Consider the following 22,030-nt stretch of genomic DNA (forward strand, 5'->3'; position numbering starts at 1 on the left):
CAGGTCCGCACGCCGGTTTCCTCAGGGCGAGCGGATCGTGGCCGATCAGAACCTGTCCTCTCGCTGCCACTGCAGCTGTGTCGAGATGTCACCGTCCGACTTGATCGGCGGCGCGGCCAGAATGCCTCGATCGCCTTCAGCAGGGACGAGATCCCCGCTGCGGATCAGTTACTCCCGCAGCATCTCGTCCTGAGAGGTCACGACTGGTTCTCGCGGCGCCTCGCCGCGGGCCTCAGGCGGCGGCACCGTCATCACGGCACCGCCTTGAGGAACCTCGCCGCCACGTCCACGGCCGGAGTCGAGGTCTCCCCGCTGAGCACCAGCGTCGCGAACGCGAGATCACCCCGGTAGCCCATGAACCACCCGTGTGAATGCACGCCGTCGCCGAACTGCGCGGTACCGGTCTTGCCGCGCACGTCGCCGTAAGGCTTGAGCTGCGGCGCGGTGCCGTAGTCGACGACCTCGCGCATCATCTGCCGCACCGGGTCGAGCACGGCGGCCGTCGGCGGAGTCGGCTGTTTGTCCGCCTTGGTCTCCTTGCCGCGGACCAGCTGCGGCACCGGCATCGAGCCCTTCGCGATGGACGCGCTCACCAGCGCCATGCCGAACGGCGAGGCCAGCACCTTGCCCTGACCGAACGCGTCCTCGGCCCGTTCCACGACGTCGGTCGCGGGCGGCACGGACCCGGTGATCGTGGTCAGGCCCGCGACGTCGAAGTCGACGCCGAGACCGAGCGACAGCGCGCTGTTCGTCAGCAGGTCCGCCGGCATGTCGACGGCGAGCTGCGCGAACGTCGTGTTGCAGGAGAACGCGAAGGCGCTGCGGAGAGGAATCGTGCCCTTGTCGAACTCGCTGGAGTTCGGCACGATCCGCCGTCCGTCGATGGTGGTCTTGCCGGGACACGGCAGCGGGGTCTCGGCGGTGACCTTGCCGGACCCGATGGCGGCCAGCGCGGTCACGGCCTTCATCGTCGAGCCCGGCGGGAACCGGCCGGTCAGCGAGATGGCGCCCTGGGCGTCGGCCAGGTCGTTCTGCGCGACGGCGAGGATGTCGCCGGTCGACGGCTGGATGGCCACCAGCACCGTGGGCTGCGTCATCGGTTCGACGGCGTCCTCGGCGGCGGCCTGGATCGCCCGCGACAGCGCGATGTTCACGGCCTTGGCCGGCTCGGGGGCCTTCGAGGTCAGCTCGTCGACCTCGGTGCCCTGCGCGTCGACGGTCGCGATCCGGAAGCCCGCCTGGCCCGCGATGTCGTTTTCGACCAGCTTGCGCACGGCGGGCAGCACCTGGGAGCCGAAGGTGCGGGTGGGCGCGAGCAGTGACGTCTGCGAGCTGAATCGCACACCGGGCAGTTCGTAGATCTTCGGCTTGACCACCTGGTAGTCCGGGTCCCGCAGCGCCGCGACCTGGTAGGCCTGGCCGTCGGGGGTCTTGCCGACGCCCTCGGTGATCGTCTGCTGGGTGATCGCCTTGTCCAGCGGGTTCAGCGCGTCCGCCAGCGCCTTCGCGACGGCCGGGACGTCACCGGCCTCCTTCGCGACGAGCAGCACCGAGACGACGCGTTCGGGGGCCAGCAACGGCGTGCCGTCGCGGTCGAGCACCGGCGCAGGGTCGGGCTTGAGCTCGGTGACCGCGATGGACTGCTGCGGCGCGAGCTTGGGATGCGCCACCGACGACGCCCAGTGCACCTTCCACGTGTCACCTTCCTGGCGCACGTCGAACTTGGTCGGGTAGGTCCAGTGGCGGTTCTTGCCGAGGTCCCAGTCGAGGCTCACGCTCGCCTCGGAGGCCGTGTCACCGTTCTTGCGGATCTGGTCGACCTTGCTGGAGAGCCCCTCGGGCTTCAACGCGCCCCGGAACTTCTCCAGGGTCTCCTTGGCGTCGTTCGGGTTGTCGGTCAGCCCGGCGGCACCCTGCACGTCACCGGACGCGAGCTTCGCCAGGAATTCGTTGGTGATCTCCGGCGCTCCTGGTTCCGACTTGAACAGGCCGCAGCCGCTCACCGTCACCAGCACCACCGTGATCGTCGCGAGAAGGCGCACCCGCGCGAGTATGCCCGTTCAGAAGAGGACCGTGGCGTATTGCCCGACCTGTTCGAACCCGATTCGGCGGTAGGAGGCCTGCGCGACGTGGTTGTAGCCGTTGACGTAAAGGCTGGCTGTGCGGTTGAGCACGCGGATGAGCCGGTCCGCCACGGCGGCCGTGCCCGCGGTGCCGATGCCTTCGCCGCGGCGGTCCGGGCGCACCCAGACGCCCTGGATCTGGCCGACCCGCGACGACATCGCGCCGATCTCGGCCTTGAAGACGACCTCGCCGTGTTCGAACCTGGCGAACGCCCGGCCGGCGGCGATCAGCTCGGAGACCCTGGCCCGGTAGCCCGCGCCGCCGTCCTCCGCGCACGGGTCGATGCCGACCTCTTCGATGAACATCGAGATGGCGGCCGGCAGGTACCGGCTGAGCTCGCTCGGCCGGACCTGGCGGACAAGCGGGTCCGGGGTGACCTTCGGGCTGCTGGAGATCGCCATCAACGGCTGGTCGCCGCGCACCTCACGGGCCGGACCCCAGTCGGGCTGCAGCTCGTCCCACAGCGTCAGTACCTGCTCGGCGGGGCCGACCAGGCTGGAGCACATCCGGCCGCGGCGCCTGGCCCGATCGGCGAACATGCGCATCGCCGAGGCACTGCCCTTGAGCGGGATCAGGTTCGGGCCGGAGAAGCAGAGGCCGTCGACGCGGCCGCGCAACGGCCGGGAATCCGAGCCCCACATCTCGCCGCCGAGCCGCCACGGGTCGAGGCCGGCGACTTCCACCCTGGCCGCGACCATGCACGCGGCCACGGGGTCGTTGTCGAAGACCCCGCGCACGTCGATCAGGTCGCGCTCGTCGAGTACGCGCGCTCCGGCAAGCCTCAGCACGTCACCTAGCGTGCCAGATAAGACGTACGTGTGGCATCAGCCAACAGTGCCTACCGCCCGTGACCATCCGCACCCGCGTGGACGTTGATGAGGGGAGCTTTCATAAACGTCAGGTTTATGAAAGCTCCCCTCATCAACATCTCAGCTAGCCGACGGTGACGGCTGGGGTGCCGCCTTCGACGGGTTCCATCTCCTCGGCGAGGCGCATGGCCTCCTCGATGAGGGTTTCCACGATCGCGTGTTCGGGCACGGTCTTGATGACCTTGCCCTTCACGAAGATCTGGCCCTTGCCGTTGCCGGACGCGACACCCAGGTCGGCCTCGCGGGCCTCGCCGGGGCCGTTCACGACGCAGCCCATGACGGCGACGCGCAGCGGCACCTCCATGCCCTCCAGACCGGCCGTGACCTGCTCGGCGAGCGTGTACACGTCGACCTGGGCGCGGCCGCAGGACGGACAGGACACGATCTCCAGCTTGCGCGGACGCAGGTTCAGGGACTGGAGGATCTGGTGGCCGACCTTGATCTCCTCGACCGGCGGGGCGGACAGCGACACCCGGATGGTGTCGCCGATGCCCTGGCGCAGCAGGGCGCCGAAGGCCACCGCGGACTTGATGGTGCCCTGGAAGGCCGGGCCGGCCTCCGTGACACCCAGGTGCAGCGGGTAGTCGCACTGCTCGGCCAGCAGTTCGTACGCGCGCACCATGACCACGGGGTCGTTGTGCTTCACCGAGATCTTGATGTCGTGGAAGTCGTGCTCCGCGAAGAGCGAGGCTTCCCACATCGCCGACTCGGCGAGGGCCTCCGGGGTGGCCTTGCCGTACTTCTGCAGCAGCCGCGGGTCCAGCGAACCCGCGTTGACGCCGATGCGGATCGGCGTGCCGTGATCGCGGGCGGCGGCCGCGATCTCCTTGACCTGGTCGTCGAACTTGCGGATGTTGCCGGGGTTCACGCGCACCGCGGCACAACCAGCCTCAATGGCGGCGAAGACGTACTTCGGCTGGAAGTGGATGTCGGCGATCACCGGGATCTGGGACTTCCTGGCGATCGCGGGCAGCGCGTCCGCGTCGTCCTGCGAGGGGCAGGCGACCCGGACGATGTCGCAGCCGGCCGCAGTGAGTTCCGCGATCTGCTGCAGCGTCGCGTTGACGTCCGACGTCAGGGTCGTCGTCATCGACTGGACGGAGACGGGGAACTCGCTGCCGACACCGACGTTGCCCACCATCAGCTGCCTGGTCTTGCGACGTTCCGACAGCACCGGCGGCGGCAGTGCCGGCATTCCGAGCATCACGCCGTCACTCATGGGTTGTGCACCTTTCCGTAAATCACTACTGCAACCTGATCGGGTTGACGATGTCGGCGGTCACGGTCAGCAGCGTGATGGCGCCGCCGATGAAGATGACCACGTAGGTGAGCGGCAACAGGCGCATGTAGTTGACCGGGGCGCCGGCGGGCTTGCCGCGCAGCTTCCGAATCCAGTCTCGCACCCGTTCGTAGAGGTTGACGGCGATGTGACCACCGTCAAGCGGCAACAGCGGCAGGAGGTTGAACACACCGACGAAGAAGTTCAGGCCCGCCAGCATGAGGATGAAGAACGCCCACAGCCCGCGCTCCGCGGCGTCACCGCCCAGGCGCGACGCACCCACGACGGAGATCGGGGTGTCGAGGTCGCGTTCGCCGCCGCCGATGGCCTTGACCACGGCCGGGATGCGCTCCGGGAAGCGCATGAGGCCCTTCCAGGTGTTCACGAACATGTCGCCGGTGAACGCCAGCGAGGCCGGGATCGCCTCGATCGGGTTGTAGGTGAAGTTCTGCTGCCAGGTGACGCCGATGGCGCCGACCTTCTTGACCTCACGGCCGCCCTTGCCGTCGGTGACCTCGCGGGTGACCTGCGGCACGTTCACCGTGAGGGCGACCTCCTTGCCGTCGCGCAGCACCTTGAACTCGGTGGGCCCGTTCAGGTCGCGGGTGATCCGGAGCATGTCCGACCACGTCGCGATGGGCTTGCCCGCGATGGACGTGACCTCGTCGCCCGCCTGCAGGCCGGCGTCCTTGGCCGGGGCGGGGGCACCGGGCGCGCACGGCGCGTCGAGGCCGACGGTGTGGTCCTGCACGCACGGCGTGATCTGGGCGAGGACCGGCAGGTCCTTGTTGTTCGGCAGGCCCAGCGACATCGCGAGGATCAGCAGGATGATGAACCCGAGGATGAAGTGCGTGATCGAGCCCGCCGAGAGCACGACGACGCGCTTCCAGACCTTCTGGTTGTAGAAGGCGCGCGGCTTGTCGTCCGGGTGCACGTCCTCGAGCGCCGTCATGCCGGTGATCTCGCAGAAGCCACCGGCCGGGATCGCCTTCAGGCCGTACTCGGTCTCGCCCTTGCGGAACGAGAAGAGCTTCGGGCCGAAGCCGATGAAGTAGCGGGTGACCTTCATGCCGAAGGCCTTGGCGGTCGCCAGGTGCCCCAACTCGTGCAGCGCGATCGACGCCGCGATGCCGAACGCGAACAGCAGCACCCCGAGGATGTTGACGAATGTGTTCACGAGAAGTTCAGTTCCTTCCAACCAGCTCGCGGGCACGTGCGCGTGCCCAGTCCTCGGCGGCCAGCACCTCCGCCACGTCAGCGGGGTCCTTCTGCCATTCGTTCGCCTCGCCGAGAACCTGGCCGATGGTGTCCACGATCGACAGGAACGACGTGTTGCCCGCGACGAAACAGGCGAGTGCCTCTTCGTTCGCGGCGTTGTAGATCGCGGGCAGGCAGCCACCTGCCACACCCGCCTGCCGTGCCAGCTCGACCGCCGGGAACGTGACGCTGTCCAGGGGTTCGAACGTCCACGAGGTGGCGGTGTCAAAGGTACAGGCGGCCGCGGCACCGGCGACGCGCTCGGGCCATCCGAGGCCCAGCGAGATGGGCAGCCGCATGTCCGGCGGCGACGCCTGGGCCAGCGTCGAGCCGTCGGTGAAGGTCACCATCGAGTGAATGATGGACTGGGGGTGCACCACGACGTCGACGCGGTCGTACGGCACCCCGAACAGCAGGTGCGCCTCGATCAGCTCCAGGCCCTTGTTCACCAGGTTCGCCGAGTTGATGGTGACGACCTGGCCCATCGACCACGTCGGGTGCGCCATCGCCTGCTGCACCGTGACGTCCTTCAGGTCGTCCCGCGTCCTGCCGCGGAACGGCCCGCCGGACGCCGTGAGCACCAGCTTGTGCACCTCGTGCGGCGTGCCACCCCGCAGACACTGCGCGAGCGCCGAGTGCTCCGAGTCGACCGGCACGATCTGGTCGGGCTTGGCCGCCTTCAGCACGAGCGGCCCGCCCGCGATGAGCGACTCCTTGTTGGCGAGCGCGAGCGTGGCACCGCTCTCCAGCGCCTTGAGCGACGGCTCGAGACCGCGCGAGCCGTCCATGCCGTTGAGCACGACGTCCGCGGGTGCCGCCTCGATCAGGTCGACCATGCTGGTCAACGTCTTGACGCCGGGAACCTCAGCGCCGTTCGCGACGGCCACCACGGGCACGTCGAACTCGGCTGCCTGCTGTTTGAGCAGGTCCAGCTGACGCCCACCCGCGCCGAGCCCGACGACCTGGAAGCGGTCGCGGTTGCGCCGGATGACGTCGAGCGCCTGGGTGCCGACGGAGCCGGTCGATCCCAGGATCAGGACAGTGCGTGGAGTACTCATCGCCCCTCATTGTTCCGGAGAGTGCCTGAGAGCCCGGCACAGCCCGCTACTTTGATAACGGAGCGGTTTTGGAGGCGTGAAGTCGCCTCTTAGTGGGCATTCCATCCTCGACAAGTGGATGGAAGGAGACTCTCCGTGGGCATCCTCGGATGGATCGTGCTCGGCTTGCTGGCCGGCGCCATCGCCAAGGCCATCATGCCTGGTAACGACCCCGGCGGCTTCATCATCACGATGCTGCTCGGCATCGTCGGCGCGATTCTCGGTGGTTTCATCGGATCCGCGCTCTTCGCAACCGATCTGGGTTCGTTCTTCGACCTGCGGACGTGGCTGCTCGCCATCGTCGGCTCGCTGATCTTGCTGGGCATCTACCGCCTGGTAACGGGCAGGCGAAGCCACGCTTAGCCGCATGAGACGTTTGAGGCCGTTCGGGTGTCACCCGAACGGCCTCTCTCGTGCCATGGGGGGCACATTCATGGACCTGAGGTCCATGAATGTGCCCCCCATGGTCAGCTCGCGAGGCCTGCGTCTCGGGCCAGCAGGGCGGCTTGGACGCGGTTGGTGAGGCCTAGTTTGGCCAGTAGACGAGACACGTAGGTCTTCACGGTCGCTTCGGACATGTGCAGCTTGGCGCCGACGTCCGCGTTCGACATGCCTTGGCCGAGCAGCGCCAGCACCTCGACCTCGCGCTCGGTCAGCCCCGCGACGGCCTTCTGCGCCTCCTGCCGCTTCGGCTGCCCGGAGGTCGCCACCATGCCGACCACCCGCGAGGTGACCATCGGCGACAGGTAGGCCTCGCCGTTGTTGACCGCGCGCACCGCCCGCAGCAGTTCCTCGGGCGCGGAGTCCTTCAGCAGGAACCCGGCGGCGCCGTCGGACAGGGCGCGCACGATGTTCTCGTCCTCGCCGAACGTCGTCAGCATCACGACCCGGACCGTGGGCGCGACGGTGCGCAGTTCGCGCGCGCACGCCAGGCCGTCCATGCGTGGCATGCGGATGTCCAGCACCGCCACGTCGACGCGGCGTTCGCGGACGATCTGCACCGCCTCGCGGCCGTCGCCCGCCTCGGCCACCAGCTCGATGTCGTCAGCGGTGCCGAGAATGGCCTTGATGCCCGCGCGCATCAGCGGCTCGTCGTCGGCGATGAGCACCCGGATCATGGATTGTTCCTCTGCACGTGGATCTTCTTCTCGACCAGCTTGCCGTCCCGGAAGCAGAAACGCACCACTCTGGTGCCCTTGGCGAGGAACGACTGCTCGTCGGTGACGTGGTAGACGCATCGGGCGCCCGGTGGTTCGGGAGCGGCCTGCGACTTGCGTTCACCGGCCGCCACCAGGGGTTCGTCGCCGGCCGGCAGCAGTTTCAGCACGTCGGCCTCCGACTGCCCTACCTGGATCTTGTCGAGGTTCTCCTGCGAGACGACCTCGGTCACCGGCTGCGCGCCGAGGTAGGTGAAGCCGCCGATGATGACGGCCAGCACGATCGACGCACCCGCGATCGAGCCGATGCCCGCCCACTTGCGGATCCGCCGCGGCGACTCGGTCTCGTCCTGCTCGTCCTCCGGCTCGTCCGGCAGCGAGGTCTCCTCGTAGGGCAGCACCGCCGCGATCCGGAAGCCGCCCGACGGCAGCGCGCCGACGTGCAGGATGCCGCCCGCCACGCGCACGCGCTCGGTCAGCCCGATCAGGCCGACGCCCGGTTCGCGGGCCGCCGAACCGTTGCGCGACGGGTTGTTGCGCACCTCCACGACCAGCGCGTCCGGTTCGTACTTCACGGTGACCTGCACCGCGGCCCCCGGCGCGTGCTTGGACGCGTTGGTCAGGCCCTCCTGCGCCACCCGGTACGCCGCGTGCGACACCCTCGACGGCAACGGGTGCGACTGCCCACCACGCACCAACGACACCAACACACCGGCCTTGCGCGCGTCGCCCACCAACGAGTCGATGGACTCCACGGTCCGTGTCGCGGGGTCGTCGTCGGGACCGTCCTCGGCCCGCAGCACGCCGATGATCGCGCGCAGTTCCTCCATGCCGGTCAACGCCGCCGAGCGCAGCACCCCGATCGCCTCGCGCTGCTTGTCTCCCAGCGACGGGTCGAGTGCCAGCGCGCCCGCGTGCACCGAGATCAGCGACAGCCGGTGCCCGAGGCTGTCGTGCATGTCCTGGGCGATGCGGCTGCGTTCCCGCAGGCGGACCTGCCGGGAGATCATCCGGTTCTCGCCGTGCATCCGGGCCTCGCGGTCCTGCATCGCCTGCACCAGCGCCTCGCGTTGCGCGAGGTACCGGCCCACGAGGAACGGCAGCGCCACGCCGACGCCGAAGATCGTGATCAGGATGAGCATCCCGTAGACCGGTTCGATGTCGAGCGGCCGCGTGCCCCAGTCCCACAGCAGCACCACGACGACGAACGTGATCGTGGTCGACACCACCGCCTTGACCCACGACTCGATCCGGCGCCCGGCCGTGTAGCTCAGCACGACCACCAACGCGGGTCCCGTGCCCGGAATCGCCGCTCCCACGATCATGGCCGTCGCCGGCAGCACGTGCCGCAACGGCATCAGCACCAGGTAGACGGCGACGTACGCGACCAGCGCCCAGCCCGACGGCTTCGCCTCGGCCCACGGACCCGGCCAGAGGTCCAGCAGGATCGCGGCGAGCACGATGATGGCGTCGCCGACGACGCGCACGGGGGTCAGCGCGTGGAGCCGGGCCCGGGTGTCGGCGAGCAGCGCCTCAGCCCTGGTCCGCACAGCAGTAATCACGCTCTCAAGCTACGAGAGGTCCCATGTCCGCGCGGCACGCTGGAGTATCGAATTCGCGCGACGAAAGTTGACGATCAGACCAACTCAGCGGTGGATCCGGCTCTCCTGGCCCGCCACGAGGCGACGACCACACCGATGATCAACAACAGCGCGGTCGCCGTCACCATCAACGTCGACAGCGCCACGATCTCCGGCGAGATGCCGCGCTTCGAAGCCTGCGCGTAGACGAACACCGGCAACGTCGTCGACCCGACACCGGTCAGGTACGACGAGATCACCACGTCGTCGAACGACAGCAGGAACGCGAACGCCGCACCGGCCACCACGGCGGGCGCCACCAGCGGCAGCGTCACGGTCCGGAAGGCCGTCCACGGAGAAGCACCGAGGTCGGCGGCGGCCTCCTCCATCCGGACGTCCATTCCGGACACCCGCGACCGCACCACCACGACCACGAAGCTCAGCGAGAACGCCACGTGCGCGAACAGCAGTGCCCCGAACCCGAGCGGAACGCCGGCGAGCTTCACGAAGAACCCCAGCATCGCCACGCCCATGACGACCTCGGGGACCACCAGCGGCAGCGACAACAACACGGTCCACAGCCCGCGACCGGGGAACGCCCGCCGCAGTCCGAACGCCGCCAGCGTCCCGATCACCGTCGAGATCACCGCGGACGCCAGCGCCAGTTGCAGCGTCAGTTGCAACGACGCCAACACGCGCGTGTCGTCGAACAGCTCGGCGTACCACTGCGTCGAAAACCCGCTGATACGGCTGAGCGACCGCGACGAGTTGAACGACGCGAGGGCCAGCCACGCGATCGGTGCGTAGAGGAACAGGAAGACCAGCGCGACGACGAGCCCGAGCACCCACGGACGACGGTTCACAGCACGTCCTCCCCACGCCGTCCGCGCAGGAGCAGCACGAGCACCACCAGCACGAGCAGCAGCACGGCCATCGCCGAGCCCAGCGGCCAGTTGTTGCCGCCGCGGAACTGGTCGTCGATCACAGACCCGAACGTCGACTGGTCCACACCGCCGAGCAGCTTCGGCGTCACGAAGTCACCCGCCGCGGGCACCAGGACCAGCAACGACCCGGCCAGCACGCCCGTGAACACACCCGGCAGCACGATCCGGAAGAACGTCGACACCCGCCCGTGGCCGAGGTCGAACGACGCCTCCACGAGCCGGAAGTCGAAACGCTCGCACGCCACGTACAGCGGCAACACCATGAACGGCAAGAAGCCATACGTCAGGCCGAGGATCACCGCTCCGTGCGTGAGCAGGAAACCGCCGTCGCGGTCCAACCCGACCCACCCGAGCACGGTGTTGACCAAGCCCTCACCGTCCAGCAGTGCCTTCCACGCGTAGATCCGCGCGAGATAGCTCGACCAGAACGGGATGAGGACGGCCGCGAGCAGCACGGTCCGAAATCGGCCGCCGTGACGCGCGATGAACCACGCGAGCGGGAACCCCAGCAGCAGACAGGCGATCGTCGTCGCCACCGCGTAAACGAGGGTCCGGCCGAAGATCGGCAGGAACGCCGGATCGAGCGCCGTCAGGTAGGCCTGCGCCGTCCACGGCAGCACCGCGCGGGCGACACCGGTGTCCCGCGTGGCGAAGCTGAACTGGACGACGACCCACAACGGCGCGAGCAGGAAAATCCCCAGCCACAACCCGGTGGGCGTGAGCAGGGCGTTGGCCTTCAGCCAGCGTCGCGACACAAACGCAGATCATGCCAGCTGAACATTCATGTACCGTTGTGAACATGAGTGTTCACCTGCTCCACACCGCGACATCGGTGCTGCTCAAGGACCCGACCGCGTCCCTGGGTGATGTCGCACGAGCAGCCGGTGTCGGCAGGACCACACTCCACAAGCGCTTTCCCACGCGGACGGCGCTGGTCCGCGCCGTCGCGAACGACGCGCTCGACCTGATCGACTCCGTGTCGTCCCACGTGGACTTCAGCCGCGACGACGCGATCGAGGACCTCATCACGCGGCTGGTCGCGCTCGGCCCGCGGGTGGAGTTCCTGCTCCGCTTCCCCGGTCTGGAGCGCGACGACGAGATCAGGCGCCGCATCGAGGAGATGGACCGGCCCGTGCTCGACCTGATCACCCGGCTGCAGGGCTCACGCCTGCGCGCCGACCTGCCCGCGTGGTGGATCCTGCACACCCTCTACGCCGGGCTCTTCAACGCCTGGGAAGCGATCAACTGCGGCCGCCTCGCGCCGTTGGACGCTCCCCGGTTCGTGCTGACCACGGTGTTCGAGGGGGTAGCGAATGTTGGAACAGCTGACCGGTCATGAAGACCCGTATCCGATCTACGAACGGCTGCGCGCGCACGGACCGTTGACCCGCGACGGCGGTATGTGGGTGACGACGAGTCACTCGCTGGCCAACAAGGTCCTGCGTGACCGGCGGTTCGGCGTCCGCTTCGCCGACGGCAGTTATCCGGCCAACAGCGGGCTGCTGCCGGAGTCGTTCCTGGAACTGGATCCGCCGGACCACACCCGGCTGCGCCGGCTCGCCATGCCGGCGTTCAGCCCGAAGAAGATCGACGAGTACCGCGCCCGCGTCGAGAAAGTCGCCGACGCGTTGCTCACCGAGGACGAGTTCGACCTGATCGCGGACTTCGCGGCACCGTTGCCGATCTCGGTGATCAGCGACCTGCTCGGCATTCCGGACGCCGACACCGCCGAGTTCGCCGACTACGGCGCGCTCGTCGCCCAGTCGTTCGACACCGGCGTCACCGCGGCGATGGCCGACGCCAACGACCAGGTGCTCGCGCTGTTCGACCGGCTGATCTCCGAGCGCCGCAAGACTCCCGGTGACGACGTGATCAGCTCGCTGGTCGCCGCCGAGGCCGAGCAGAAGCTGACCGCGGCCGAAATGCTCGGCACGCTGGTGTTGTTGCTGGTCGCGGGCTTCGAGACCACGGTGAACCTGATCGGCAACGGCACCCGTGCGCTGCTCGACCACCCGTCGCAGTGGAAGCTCTTCAAGGCCAACCCGGAACTCGCGTCGGCGGTCGTCGAGGAGACGCTGCGGTGGGCGCCGCCGGTGCACCTGACCAGCCGGATCGCGCACGAGCAGGTCGACCGGATCGGCAAGGACGAGATGATCACGCTCCTCCTCGGCGCCGCGAACCGCGACCCGGACGTCTACCCGGAGGCGCACAAGTTCGACGTCATGCGCGTGCACAAGCCGGAGCACCTCGCGTTCTCCAGCGGCATCCACTACTGCCTGGGCGCGACGCTCGCGCGCATGGAGGGTGAGGTGGCGTTCCGCGCGCTGGCCCGCCGGATGCCGGACCTGCGCCAGACGGGCCCGGTGACGTTCCGCGACTCGGTGGTGATCCGCGGCATGAGGTCTTTCCCGGTCAGCCGGTCTTGACCTTGGTCCACGCGTCGGCGTAGAGCGCCTCGACGTCGCCGCCGAGGTCCTTGGTGAACGGGAGCTTCTTGAGCTGCTCATCCGACGGGTAGACCAGCGGGTCGTTCAGCAGGTCCTTGTCGATCAACGGCTTGGCGGCGGCGTTGGGGCTGCCGTAGCGCACCGCGTTGGACAGCGCCGCACCCACTTCCGCGCCCAGGACGTAGTCGATGAACCTGTGCGCGTTCCCGGCGTGCGGCGCGTCCTTCGGGATGACGAGAAGGTCCACGTAGGACAGTCCGCCCTCGACCGGGATGGCGTAACCGACGTCCTCGCTGGTCTCGCGGGCCTGGAACGCGTCACCGGAGTACGCCTGCGCCAGCCGGACCTGGCCGGACGTCAGCGGTTCGATCACGTCGGAGGTGATCTGCCCGAGCTTCTTCTTCAACGACAGCAGGAAGTTCGCGGCGTCGTCGATCTGCTTCGCGTCGGTGGTGTTCGGGTCGTGGCCGAGCTTGAGCAGGCCGATCGCCATGCCGTCACGTGCCTCGTCGAGGATCGAGCTGCGGCCCTGCGCGTTCGGCAGGTCGTAGGCGTCGAACCCGGTGACCTCGCCGCCGATCTGCGACTTCGAGTACGCGAGACCCGTGGTGCCCCAGGCCCACGGCACGGAGTACCTGTTGCCGGCGTCGTACTCGGCCTCGACGAACCGCTGCTCCAGGTTCGCGAGGTTCGGGATCGCGTCGTGGTCGAGCGGCTGGAGCAGGCCCGACCGCAGGAACCGGCGCAGGAAGTTGTCGCTCGGCACGACCAGGTCGTAGCCCGCCTGGCCGGACGCGATCTTGGCTTCCATCTCGTCGTTGGTGGAGAAGTTGTCGTAGGTGACCTCGATGCCGGAGAGCTGCTGGAAGCCCGGCAACGTCTCCGGCGCGATGTAGTCGGTCCAGTTGTAGAAGTTGAGCTTGGGCTCGTCGCGCAGGTTCGTGGCCTTGGCCGTACCGCTCGCACCGCCGCTGCTGGTCGGCGCCGGACCGACCGCGCAGGCCGCGAGCGCGAAGAACGCCATCGAGCCGAGCATCGTGCGGCGGGTCACCCGCGGGCTGTCGACGTCCCACAGCCGGGCGATCCGGACCTGCTCAGCCATCCGAGGACTCCAGCAGCACGGTGAACGCGGGATCCCACGCCATCCGGACCGGCTGGCCGGGCGCGCCCGCGTCGTCGATGCGCTGGGCGTTCTGCACGAACGCCACGAGCTCGCCGCCGGGGGTGTCGACCACGAACTGCGTGGAAACGCCCGTGTAGACGACGTCGTGGACCACGCCCTGCAGCACGCACCAGCCGGTCGGCGGCTCGGCGGTCTCGTTGAACAGGTGCACCTTCTCCGGGCGGACGGTCGCGGCGACCTTCTTGCCGTGACTGACGCTTCCGGAGAACTTGGCGCGCAGGTTGGTGGCACCTGGCGCTGTCAGGGCGACCATGTCACCGTCCACACCGGACACCTCGGCGTCCAGGATGTTCGACGTGCCGATGAACCCGGCGACGAACCGGGTCGCGGGACGTTCGTAGACGTCCTCGGGGTAGCCGACCTGTTCGATCTTACCCGCGTTCATCACGGCGATGCGGTGTGAGAGGACCAGTGCCTCTTCCTGGTCGTGCGTGACGTACAGGAACGTCGTGCCGACCTCGCGTTGGATGCGCATCAGCTCGATCTGCAGTTCCTTGCGCAACTTGGCGTCGAGCGCACCTAGCGGTTCGTCCAGCAGAAGCAGCTGTGGGCCGGCCGCGAGCGCACGGGCGATGGCGACGCGCTGCTGCTGACCGCCGCTCAGTTGCGTGGGCCTGCGCTTGGCGAACTGCGACAACCGCACGAGTTCGAGGTGCTCCCCTACGCGCTTCTTCAGTTCGTCGCCGCGGACCTTCTTGCGCTTGAGGCCGTACGCGACGTTGTCCCACACGGACATGTGCGGGAACAGCGCGTACGACTGGAAGACGGTGTTGACGTCCCGCCGGTACGGAGGGACGCCCACCATGTCGTTGCCGTCGAGCTCGATGCGGCCCTCGTCCGGGTCGACGAACCCGGCGATCATGCGCAGGACCGTGGTCTTGCCGCAGCCGGACGGGCCGAGCACCGAGAAGAACTCGCCCTCGTGGACGTTCAGCGAGATGCCGTCGACCGCCACCTGGTCGGAGAAGCTCTTGCGCACCCCGTGCAGACCGATCTCGACGGGGGCGAACGTGTCCGGGGTGGAGGCCTCAGCGGGAGAGAAGCCGGTCAAGTCGAGGCGCCTTCGAAGATCGGACGGGTGGGCCGCGCCGAGCGTATCGGCGCCCGACCTCGCCCGTAAGACGAGCGCGCGCGACCTCACACATCCGTGCGCGGCCACATGTGCGACGATGACCTCGTAATCCGGATGAGCAGTGGAGGAAACCGTGGCTTCGTCCTCGGAACTGGACAAGCGTCCTGCCGTCGACCCTCACGAGGAGCCGTCGCACGAGTGGGGCTGGCACGGGTCGTTCCCCAAGGGCACGCGCATCGCCGGCTGGCTCTCCGCGGGCTTCTGCTTCCTGATGCTGATCGGCAACCACCACGGTCTCACCGAGGACATCTACCTCGTCGCGACCGGCGTGGTCATCATCTCGCTGCTGGTGTGGGACGCCGCCCGTCGCAAGACGTCCTGGCGCCGCTAGAGCGTTTCGAGCACGATCTTGCCCTGGGTGCGGCCAGTCTCGCCCAGGGCATGTGCTTTTCCGGCGTCCGCCAGCGGGAACGTCGCGTCGACGTGCACCCGGAGCGCGCCGGACTCGACCAGCGCGGTGATCGCCTCCAGCCCCGCGCGGTCCGGCTCGACCAGGATAGGGCTGGTCCTGATGTCGTCGCGGATGGCGCTGTCCACTCCGGACGGCACCCCGACGAACAACCCGCCGGGCTTCACCGACCGCGGTGACGTGCCACCGACCAGGTCGACGACCACGTCGACGTCGGTGCCCTCGTAGTCGCCCCGCGTGTAGTCGATCACCTCATCGGCGCCGAGGTCCTTCAGGAACGCGTGCTTGGGCTCGCGTGCGGTGCCGATCACGTACGCGCCGTGCGCCTTCGCGATCTGCACGGCGAGATGGCCGACACCTCCCGCAGCCGCCGTGATCAGCACTTTCTGCCCCGGCTGCAGGTCGGCGGTGTCGATCAGGATCTGCCACGCGGTGAGCGCGGCCAGCGGCAGCCCGGCCGCCTCGACGTGGGTGAGGCCCTTCGGCTTCCGCGCGAAGTGGCGGGACGGGGCGGTGACGTATTCGGCGTAGGCGCTTGCGGCGTGCGGGAAGCGCGGCATGCCGTAGACCTCGTCGCCGGGCTTGAGCGTCGTGACGCCGAAGCCGACCTCCTCGACGACGCCGGACACGTCCCAGCCGTTGATGAACGGGAAGGTCTGCAGCCCGGCCATGCCGCTGCCCGCGCGGGTCTTCCAGTCGACCGGGTTCACCCCCGCCGCGTGCACCCTGACCAGCACCTCCGTCGGGAGGGGCGCCGGCTTGGGCACGTCGGTGAGGGTGATCGGACCGCTGAGCCCGTTCTGGATGATCGCTCGCATGCGTACTAGCTTCGGAGACGAGGTCTCTTCTGACAACCAGGCACTATCTTGTGCACTAGGTACCTGATAGAAACTAGCTGTGATCAGGGACGTTTACCTCAAGATGTGCCCGTGCCGCGACCTGCTGGACATGGTCGCGTCCAAGTGGACGGCGCTGGTGATCGGCGACCTCGAGGACGGGCCCAAGCGGTTCGGTGAGCTCAAACGCCGGTTGGAGGGCGTCAGCCAGAAGATGCTCACCCAGACGTTGCGCACGTTGGAGCGCGACGGGCTCGTCACGCGCACGGTCTACCCGTCGGTGCCGTTGCGCGTCGAGTACGAGCTGACCGAGCTGGGGCGCAGCGTCACCGAGCCGCTGGCCGCGCTGCGGTTGTGGGCGCAGAAGAACTACGAGTCGGTCGCCGAGGCGCGCGAGACGTTCGACAACGCGGACCCCGTCGGCCTGGAGCCCGCGGGCGTCACGCGATGACCCAGCCGTGCATGAACTCGTTCTTGTACTGGTCGCCCTCGCAGTTGGTCACCACCGAGTCGAAGTGGTGGCCGCCCGCGTTGCAGCGGTAGAGCGGCAGCACGTTCACGTCCGTCGGCTTCACGGTGAAGACGTAGCCGAGCGGACGAGCGTCGTAGACGCGCTGGCCCTCGCAGTTGCTCGACGACGAGGTCATCCGGTCTTCGGAGTTGTTGATCTGGCAGCTGTACAACGGCTTCGTGTTCGCCTCGGCGTTCGCGAGGAGCTTGCCGAGACCACCGGTGTTCTCCACGGTGAAACCCGCCGGGACCGGGATGTTCGAGGTGCCGCTGTAGTGCCAGCCGTTTCCGCTGAGGTAACGGGAGAACGCAAGCGTTTGCCGCTGCGGCTTCGGTTGTGTGGTGGTCGGCGCGGGCTGGTTCGGCTGCGTGACCTGGGTTGGCTTCGGAGCACTCGACTGGCTGCTCGGCGCCGCGCTGCTGCTGGACGCCGGAGCACTGCTGCTCGGTGTACTGGAGGCGGTGCTGCTCTGCGACGTCGGCTGTTCGCTGGAGCTGGGCCCCTGCTGCGCCGACGCCTTGCCCGGTGTTTCCGGCTTGAACACGAAGATCGCCGCGAGAGCGATCACGACCACCGCCGCCGCGGCACCGGCGAACACGCCGATCTTCTTGCGCGACTTGGGTTTCTCGTCGTTCCACTCGTCGTCGCGCGTGGGTTGCGGCGCCACGAACGTCGTGACGGGCTCGATCACCACGGTCTGTTCGGACTGAGTGGGCGGCGTGACGACCTTGGTGCGATCGCTCAGTCGTTCGCGCAACTGGGCTGCGGTGGGGCGCTGAGCGTCGTTCTGGGTGAGCAACGCCATGATCGTGGCGGCGAGCGGGCCCTTGGTGCGCTGCAGCACCGGCTCCTCGTACATGATCGCGTGCATGGTGGCCGCGGTCGTGTCGCGGTGGAACGGCGCGCGGCCCTCCGAGGCGTGGAACATGGTGGCGCCCAGGGCCCACAGGTCGCTGGACGGCGAGGGAGGCTTGCCGGCGAACAGCTCCGGCGCCATGTAACCGGGCGAGCCCATGATGCCGCCGGTGGCCGTGAGACCGGGGTCGTCCATCGCGCGGGCGATGCCGAAGTCGGCGAGCTTCACACGTCCGTCGGGCAACACCATGATGTTGCTGGGCTTGACGTCCCGATGCACGATGCCCGCCGCGTGCGCCGCCTCCAGCGCGTTGAGCGTCTGCAGCCCGATGTCCGCGACCTCGTCCTCGGTGAGGTGCCTCGTGGCCATGACCTCGGACAGCGTAGGGGCCTCGACGAGCTCCATGACCAGGTAGGTGACGCCGTCCTCGACGATGACGTCGTAGATGCCGACGACGTTGGGGCTGTTCAGCCGTCCCGCGGTGCGGGCCTCGCGGAGCACGCGCTCGGTCTCGGTGGTCCGCAGCTCCTTGAGCGCGACCTGCCGTCCGATGACCCGGTCCTCGGCCAGCCAGACGACCCCCATGCCGCCCCGGCCGAGCTCTCTGATCGTCGCGTATCTGCCCGCGACCAGCCTTGTCGCTTCCCCCACGCGCGGCATGGTAGCGGCCCGGTCGCGACAGCCGGTTTCCTGCCAGCTCTAAACGCACACCCAGCAGTACAGGCGTTCGCCCTTGCTGACCGCCCTCTTCGCAAGCGCCTGAAGTTCGCCCAGAACCCCGGCCAGCTGCTGAGGATCCGACCCGCTCAGCTCCTCGGCCTGCGCCCAGGCCGCCGCGATCTCACTCAGCCCGCTCGCTCTGTCGAGCCCGTCTCTCAGGCCGTCGGTGACGGCGAGGACCAGCACCTCACCGTCACCCTCCATCGCCAACAGCAGCGCAGACCGCTCGTCGTCGACCACGTCGTCATAAGCCCGCCCGGTGAGCAACGCCTCCAGTTTCCCCATCACCACCACGGGGTCGAGCCCCTTGGTCGCGACCGGCTCGAGGTGCGCCGGCCCACCATCGAGGACAGCCGACGCCACCTCGTCCGACGGCGCGGCGAAGTAGTCGTACATCACTCCCACAACCAACATCTCCTCAGACGTGCACGCGATGTTCGGCGCAGTAGATCACGTGCAGCCAGTCCCCCACCTCACCCGCCGAGATCTCGGCGCAGCAATGTGTTCCGGGGTTCTCGTGCATGTGCCGCGGACACTCCTCGACCAACGTCCGCAAAGCGTTCCCCTCCAGCGCCAACGCCTTGCGACTGCCCGAGATGAACACCGTGTCCGCCGCACCGTGGTGCCGCAACGCCTCCGCCTCGTACTCCGCGCACTCCACCTCCGGCAACCCCAGGATGTCGACGGTGTGCGGCCTCCCCTGCCCCAACCGCGCCCGCACGTCCTTCCACCGCGACGCCGGAAACGCCAACGTGTCGTGCATCAGCACAAGATCCTGCAGCGCCTCGGTGCCGTCCCCGTATCCACAGCACGCGTACTGGGTGTGCCGCAACGGCAAGTACACCAACGTCCGCGCCGACCTGATCGCGAACGCCCACGCCATCGCCAACTCACGCGCCGACGCCTTGTCCACGATCATCTGAGCCCCGTGCCCGCTCAGGTACAACGGCGCATGCGCCAACGGCCGGGCCGGCCGCACCACCCGGTACTCGTCGCGACCCAGCCGCACTGTGCTGACGAGCGTGCGCCAGCGTTCCCCCTCGAGTTTCATCGCGGGGAACGGTAGAGCTCACAACCGTCTTCAGCGACCGATTTCGAACGTTGGCGCAGCTTGATCCAAACGCTCGCCGGTGTCCCGCACAGTGCTCGTGAGCGGTTCGCCCCTCGCGGCCGGTCACAACTCGCCGGCGGCGTCCCAGGGGTTCAGCAGGGCGATGCCTGTGTCCAAGAAGTCCTTGGTGTTGCGGGTCGCCAAACAGGCCACGAACCGGCGACAGGTCGCGGCGATCTGCGCATCGGCCATGCTGATCGGGGAACCCTGTTCCTCACGGGCCGCTGCGATCTCGCCGTAGTACACGGCTGCCATGGCATCGAAAGGCAAGACCTGCCCGTGGAATTCCTCCGTCAGGAGTTCTGAGATCTTGGCCGCGAGCGCGGTCTTGCGTTGACCGTCCGGCATTCGCTCGACGCCATGCGCGAGCTCGGCAGCCGTAACTGCGGAGATGAAGACTTCGTCGGCCGGGTATCGATCGACCCAGCGAACCACCTCGTCGTTCGGAACTCGCCTCATGAGTTCGGAAACGACATTGGTGTCAAGAACGATCACTCTGGAAACTCCGCCGCTCGCGCTGGCTCGGTGCGTCGGGGTAGTTCGAACGAATCTTCGTCGAGGTCGGCGAAGCGCTGCCGAATCCTCGTTCCCATACCAGGTCCCGAGTCGGATTTGCTCAGTGCCGCGGCGAGGATCGCACGCACCTCGGCTTCCATCGATCGGCCGTGTTCAGCCGCACGAATCCTGAGCTTTGCCTTGAGCCCCTCATCGAAGTCGCGAATCGTCAGAACCGCCATCGCCCACCTCCGACGCCGTCATTGCAGTCAATGCTAGCACCCATGGGTGCCACTGGCGGGCATGCCGGCCAAGCGTCCGACTCAGCCCTCAGCGGCCAGCTGACCACAAGCGGCCGCGATCTCCTGCCCCCGCGTGTCCCGAACGGTGCACTCCACACCCTGCTCCCGGACCCGCCGCACGAACTCCCGTTCCACCGGCTTCGGCGACGCGTCCCACTTGGACCCAGGAGTCGGGTTCAGCGGGATCAGGTTCACGTGCACCAACTGTCCGAGGTGCTTGCGCAGCTTCTTGCCGAGCAGATCCGCCCGCCACCCCTGGTCGTTGATGTCCCGGATCAACGCGTACTCGATGGACACCCGCCGCCCGGTCTGGTCGGCGTACCCGCGAGCTGCCTCCAGCACCTCGGCGACGTCCCACCGCGTGTTCACCGGCACCAACGTGTTGCGCAGTTCGTCGTCCGGCGTGTGCAGCGACACGGCCAGACGCACCTGCAGCTTCTCCTCGGTCAGCTTCCGAATCGCCGGCACCAGGCCGACCGTCGACACGGTGACCGTGCGCTGCGAGATGCCGAGACCGTCCGGCGCCGGAGCGGTGATGCGGTGCACGGCCTCGATCACGCGCTTGTAGTTCGCGAGCGGTTCGCCCATGCCCATGAAGACGATGTTCGACAGGCGGCCGGGACCGCCGGGCAGGTCGCCGTCGCGCATGGCCGCCGCGCCCAGACGCACCTGGTCCACGATCTCCGCGGTCGACAGGTTGCGCTGCAGGCCGCCCTGGCCGGTCGCGCAGAACGGGCACGCCATGCCGCAGCCGGCCTGCGAGGAGATGCACAGCGTCGCGCGGTCCGGGTAGCGCATGAGCACGGACTCGATGAGCGTGCCGTCGTGCGCCCGCAGCAACGTCTTGGCGGTGGTGCCCTCGTCGGTTGTGACCTTGCGCACGACCGTGAACAGCGGCGGCATCAGGTCGGCGACGAGCTTGTCGCGCGTGGCCGCCGGGATGTCGGTCATCTCGGCCGGGTCGACGGTCAGGCGGCTGAAGTAGTGGTTCGACAGCTGCTTGGCGCGGAAGGGCTTTTCGCCAAGGGCGGCAACGGCTTCAGCGCGCTGAGCCGGAGACAGGTCGACGAGGTGGCGCGGCGGCAGGCCGCGCTTGGGCGCGTCGAAGACAAGGGGAAGCGAGGTCATAGCACATCTAGTGTCCCACGAACTTCGGCACCACAAGACCGTTGCATCGCGATAGATTCCGATATATCGTTAGCGACATGATGATGAAACCACACCACAGAGAGCACCACCACAGGCATCGCCACGGCCCCTTCGGGGGCGGCGGGAGAGGTGCCGGCAGGGGCGGCCGTCAGAGGCGCGGCAACGTCCGGGCGGCGGTTCTGTCCTTGCTGGCAGAACGGCCGATGCACGGCTACGAGATCATTCAGGAGATCGCCAGGCGCACCGACGGCGTGTGGAGCCCGAGCCCCGGCTCGGTCTACCCGACGCTGCAGATGCTCGCCGACGAAGGCCTCGTCTCCGCCGCGGAAGAAGGAGGCAAGAAGCTGTTCAACCTCACCGAGCACGGCAGGACGGAGCACCCGGCCCCGCCCTGGCGCGACATCGACATCCAGCTCGACCCGGTCGACGGTGAGCTGCGGACCGCGGTCCGGTTGCTCGGCAGCGCGATGGAGCAGATCTCCCACGCGGGCACGCCCGAGCAGAAGGCACGTGCTGCCGAGCTCTACAACGAGTTGCGGCGCAAGCTCTACGCCATCCTCGCCGAGGAGTGA

Annotated in this window: 24 protein-coding genes; 6 read left to right on the plus strand and 18 right to left on the minus strand. The window is 68.2% G+C overall.

Features of this window, described 5'->3' with window-relative positions; genetic code table 11:
• Positions 1–251 precede the first annotated feature (251 nt).
• The 5 genes from G7043_RS01675 to dxr all read right to left on the minus strand — a co-directional run bounded on the left by G7043_RS01675 (position 252) and on the right by dxr (position 6,587).
• Entirely contained in the window at positions 252–2,042 is a 1,791-nt protein-coding gene (locus G7043_RS01675; protein ID WP_166043127.1) for a penicillin-binding transpeptidase domain-containing protein, read from the minus strand.
• 18 nt (positions 2,043–2,060) lie between these two features.
• Entirely contained in the window at positions 2,061–2,912 is an 852-nt protein-coding gene (locus tag G7043_RS01680; protein ID WP_166043129.1) for a GNAT family N-acetyltransferase, read from the minus strand.
• Between the two features lie 145 nt (positions 2,913–3,057).
• Positions 3,058–4,188: a flavodoxin-dependent (E)-4-hydroxy-3-methylbut-2-enyl-diphosphate synthase gene (ispG, locus tag G7043_RS01685; RefSeq protein ID WP_166044884.1), complete on the minus strand. Its 1,131-nt coding sequence runs from the start codon at positions 4,186–4,188 to the stop codon at positions 3,058–3,060.
• A gap of 49 nt (positions 4,189–4,237) precedes the next feature.
• Complete coding sequence (locus G7043_RS01690) at positions 4,238–5,449, minus strand: M50 family metallopeptidase (protein ID WP_166043132.1); 1,212 nt, start codon at positions 5,447–5,449, stop codon at positions 4,238–4,240.
• Positions 5,450–5,456: 7 nt separating this feature from the next.
• Complete coding sequence (gene dxr / locus G7043_RS01695; protein ID WP_166043134.1) at positions 5,457–6,587, minus strand: 1-deoxy-D-xylulose-5-phosphate reductoisomerase; 1,131 nt, start codon at positions 6,585–6,587, stop codon at positions 5,457–5,459.
• A gap of 135 nt (positions 6,588–6,722) precedes the next feature.
• Between dxr and G7043_RS01700 the strand changes: the two genes are divergently transcribed.
• Entirely contained in the window at positions 6,723–6,989 is a 267-nt protein-coding gene (locus G7043_RS01700; protein WP_166043136.1) for a GlsB/YeaQ/YmgE family stress response membrane protein, read from the plus strand.
• 104 nt (positions 6,990–7,093) lie between these two features.
• Here G7043_RS01700 and G7043_RS01705 read toward each other — a convergent pair whose 3' ends face one another.
• The 4 genes from G7043_RS01705 to G7043_RS01720 form a co-directional block, all read right to left on the minus strand.
• Positions 7,094–7,744 (minus strand): response regulator, encoded by a 651-nt coding sequence (locus tag G7043_RS01705; RefSeq protein WP_166043140.1) that lies wholly within the window; start codon positions 7,742–7,744, stop codon positions 7,094–7,096.
• Positions 7,741–9,345, minus strand: coding sequence for a sensor histidine kinase (locus G7043_RS47970; RefSeq protein ID WP_166043142.1), 1,605 nt, complete (start codon positions 9,343–9,345; stop codon positions 7,741–7,743). The genes G7043_RS01705 and G7043_RS47970 overlap by 4 nt, the downstream gene beginning before the upstream one ends.
• A 74-nt stretch (positions 9,346–9,419) precedes the next feature.
• Entirely contained in the window at positions 9,420–10,226 is an 807-nt protein-coding gene (locus G7043_RS01715) for an ABC transporter permease (RefSeq protein ID WP_166043145.1), read from the minus strand.
• Positions 10,223–11,062 carry an ABC transporter permease gene (locus G7043_RS01720; protein WP_166043147.1) on the minus strand — a complete coding sequence of 280 codons (840 nt, stop codon included), beginning with the start codon at positions 11,060–11,062 and terminating at the stop codon, positions 10,223–10,225. The genes G7043_RS01715 and G7043_RS01720 overlap by 4 nt, the downstream gene beginning before the upstream one ends.
• A 44-nt stretch (positions 11,063–11,106) precedes the next feature.
• Here G7043_RS01720 and G7043_RS01725 point away from each other — a divergent pair, with 44 nt between their 5' ends.
• Positions 11,107–11,646 (plus strand): TetR/AcrR family transcriptional regulator, encoded by a 540-nt coding sequence (locus G7043_RS01725; RefSeq protein ID WP_166043149.1) that lies wholly within the window; start codon positions 11,107–11,109, stop codon positions 11,644–11,646.
• Entirely contained in the window at positions 11,621–12,733 is a 1,113-nt protein-coding gene (locus G7043_RS01730) for a cytochrome P450 (protein WP_166043152.1), read from the plus strand. The genes G7043_RS01725 and G7043_RS01730 overlap by 26 nt, the downstream gene beginning before the upstream one ends.
• Here the strand turns inward: G7043_RS01730 and G7043_RS01735 are convergent.
• Both G7043_RS01735 and G7043_RS01740 read right to left on the minus strand, forming a co-directional pair.
• Entirely contained in the window at positions 12,720–13,856 is a 1,137-nt protein-coding gene (locus tag G7043_RS01735; RefSeq protein WP_166043154.1) for a polyamine ABC transporter substrate-binding protein, read from the minus strand. The genes G7043_RS01730 and G7043_RS01735 overlap by 14 nt on opposite strands.
• Positions 13,849–14,988 (minus strand): ABC transporter ATP-binding protein, encoded by a 1,140-nt coding sequence (locus G7043_RS01740; protein ID WP_166043156.1) that lies wholly within the window; start codon positions 14,986–14,988, stop codon positions 13,849–13,851. The genes G7043_RS01735 and G7043_RS01740 overlap by 8 nt, the downstream gene beginning before the upstream one ends.
• A gap of 154 nt (positions 14,989–15,142) precedes the next feature.
• On the opposite strand from G7043_RS01740, the gene G7043_RS01745 reads away from it, so the two are divergent.
• Positions 15,143–15,400, plus strand: a complete 258-nt coding sequence (locus tag G7043_RS01745) for a DUF2631 domain-containing protein (RefSeq protein ID WP_166043158.1) — start codon at positions 15,143–15,145, stop codon at positions 15,398–15,400.
• On the opposite strand, the gene G7043_RS01750 is transcribed toward G7043_RS01745, so the two are convergent.
• Positions 15,397–16,296, minus strand: coding sequence for an NADP-dependent oxidoreductase (locus tag G7043_RS01750; RefSeq protein ID WP_166043160.1), 900 nt, complete (start codon positions 16,294–16,296; stop codon positions 15,397–15,399). The two genes, G7043_RS01745 and G7043_RS01750, sit on opposite strands and share 4 nt — an antisense overlap.
• Before the next feature lie 103 nt (positions 16,297–16,399).
• On the opposite strand from G7043_RS01750, the gene G7043_RS01755 reads away from it, so the two are divergent.
• A complete protein-coding gene (locus tag G7043_RS01755) occupies positions 16,400–16,765 on the plus strand; it encodes a winged helix-turn-helix transcriptional regulator (RefSeq protein WP_166044885.1) in 366 nt (121 codons plus the stop codon).
• Here the strand turns inward: G7043_RS01755 and G7043_RS01760 are convergent.
• The 6 genes from G7043_RS01760 to rlmN form a co-directional block, all read right to left on the minus strand.
• Complete coding sequence (locus G7043_RS01760; RefSeq protein ID WP_313887660.1) at positions 16,755–18,332, minus strand: serine/threonine-protein kinase; 1,578 nt, start codon at positions 18,330–18,332, stop codon at positions 16,755–16,757. The two genes, G7043_RS01755 and G7043_RS01760, sit on opposite strands and share 11 nt — an antisense overlap.
• Before the next feature lie 48 nt (positions 18,333–18,380).
• Positions 18,381–18,815: a hypothetical protein gene (locus G7043_RS01765; protein WP_166043164.1), complete on the minus strand. Its 435-nt coding sequence runs from the start codon at positions 18,813–18,815 to the stop codon at positions 18,381–18,383.
• A gap of 4 nt (positions 18,816–18,819) precedes the next feature.
• Positions 18,820–19,452: a hypothetical protein gene (locus tag G7043_RS01770; RefSeq protein ID WP_166043166.1), complete on the minus strand. Its 633-nt coding sequence runs from the start codon at positions 19,450–19,452 to the stop codon at positions 18,820–18,822.
• Positions 19,453–19,575: 123 nt separating this feature from the next.
• Entirely contained in the window at positions 19,576–20,007 is a 432-nt protein-coding gene (locus tag G7043_RS01775; protein ID WP_166043169.1) for a type II toxin-antitoxin system VapC family toxin, read from the minus strand.
• Entirely contained in the window at positions 20,004–20,249 is a 246-nt protein-coding gene (locus G7043_RS01780) for a FitA-like ribbon-helix-helix domain-containing protein (protein WP_166043171.1), read from the minus strand. Before G7043_RS01780 ends, G7043_RS01775 begins: the two co-directional genes overlap by 4 nt.
• Positions 20,250–20,330: 81 nt before the next feature.
• Entirely contained in the window at positions 20,331–21,437 is a 1,107-nt protein-coding gene (gene rlmN, locus G7043_RS01785) for a 23S rRNA (adenine(2503)-C(2))-methyltransferase RlmN (RefSeq protein ID WP_166043173.1), read from the minus strand.
• A 206-nt stretch (positions 21,438–21,643) separates the two neighbouring features.
• On the opposite strand from rlmN, the gene G7043_RS01790 reads away from it, so the two are divergent.
• Positions 21,644–22,030, plus strand: a complete 387-nt coding sequence (locus G7043_RS01790; RefSeq protein WP_242641820.1) for a PadR family transcriptional regulator — start codon at positions 21,644–21,646, stop codon at positions 22,028–22,030.

Source organism: Lentzea alba (assembly GCF_011067745.1).
In the GTDB taxonomy this organism is placed as follows: domain Bacteria; phylum Actinomycetota; class Actinomycetes; order Mycobacteriales; family Pseudonocardiaceae; genus Lentzea; species Lentzea alba.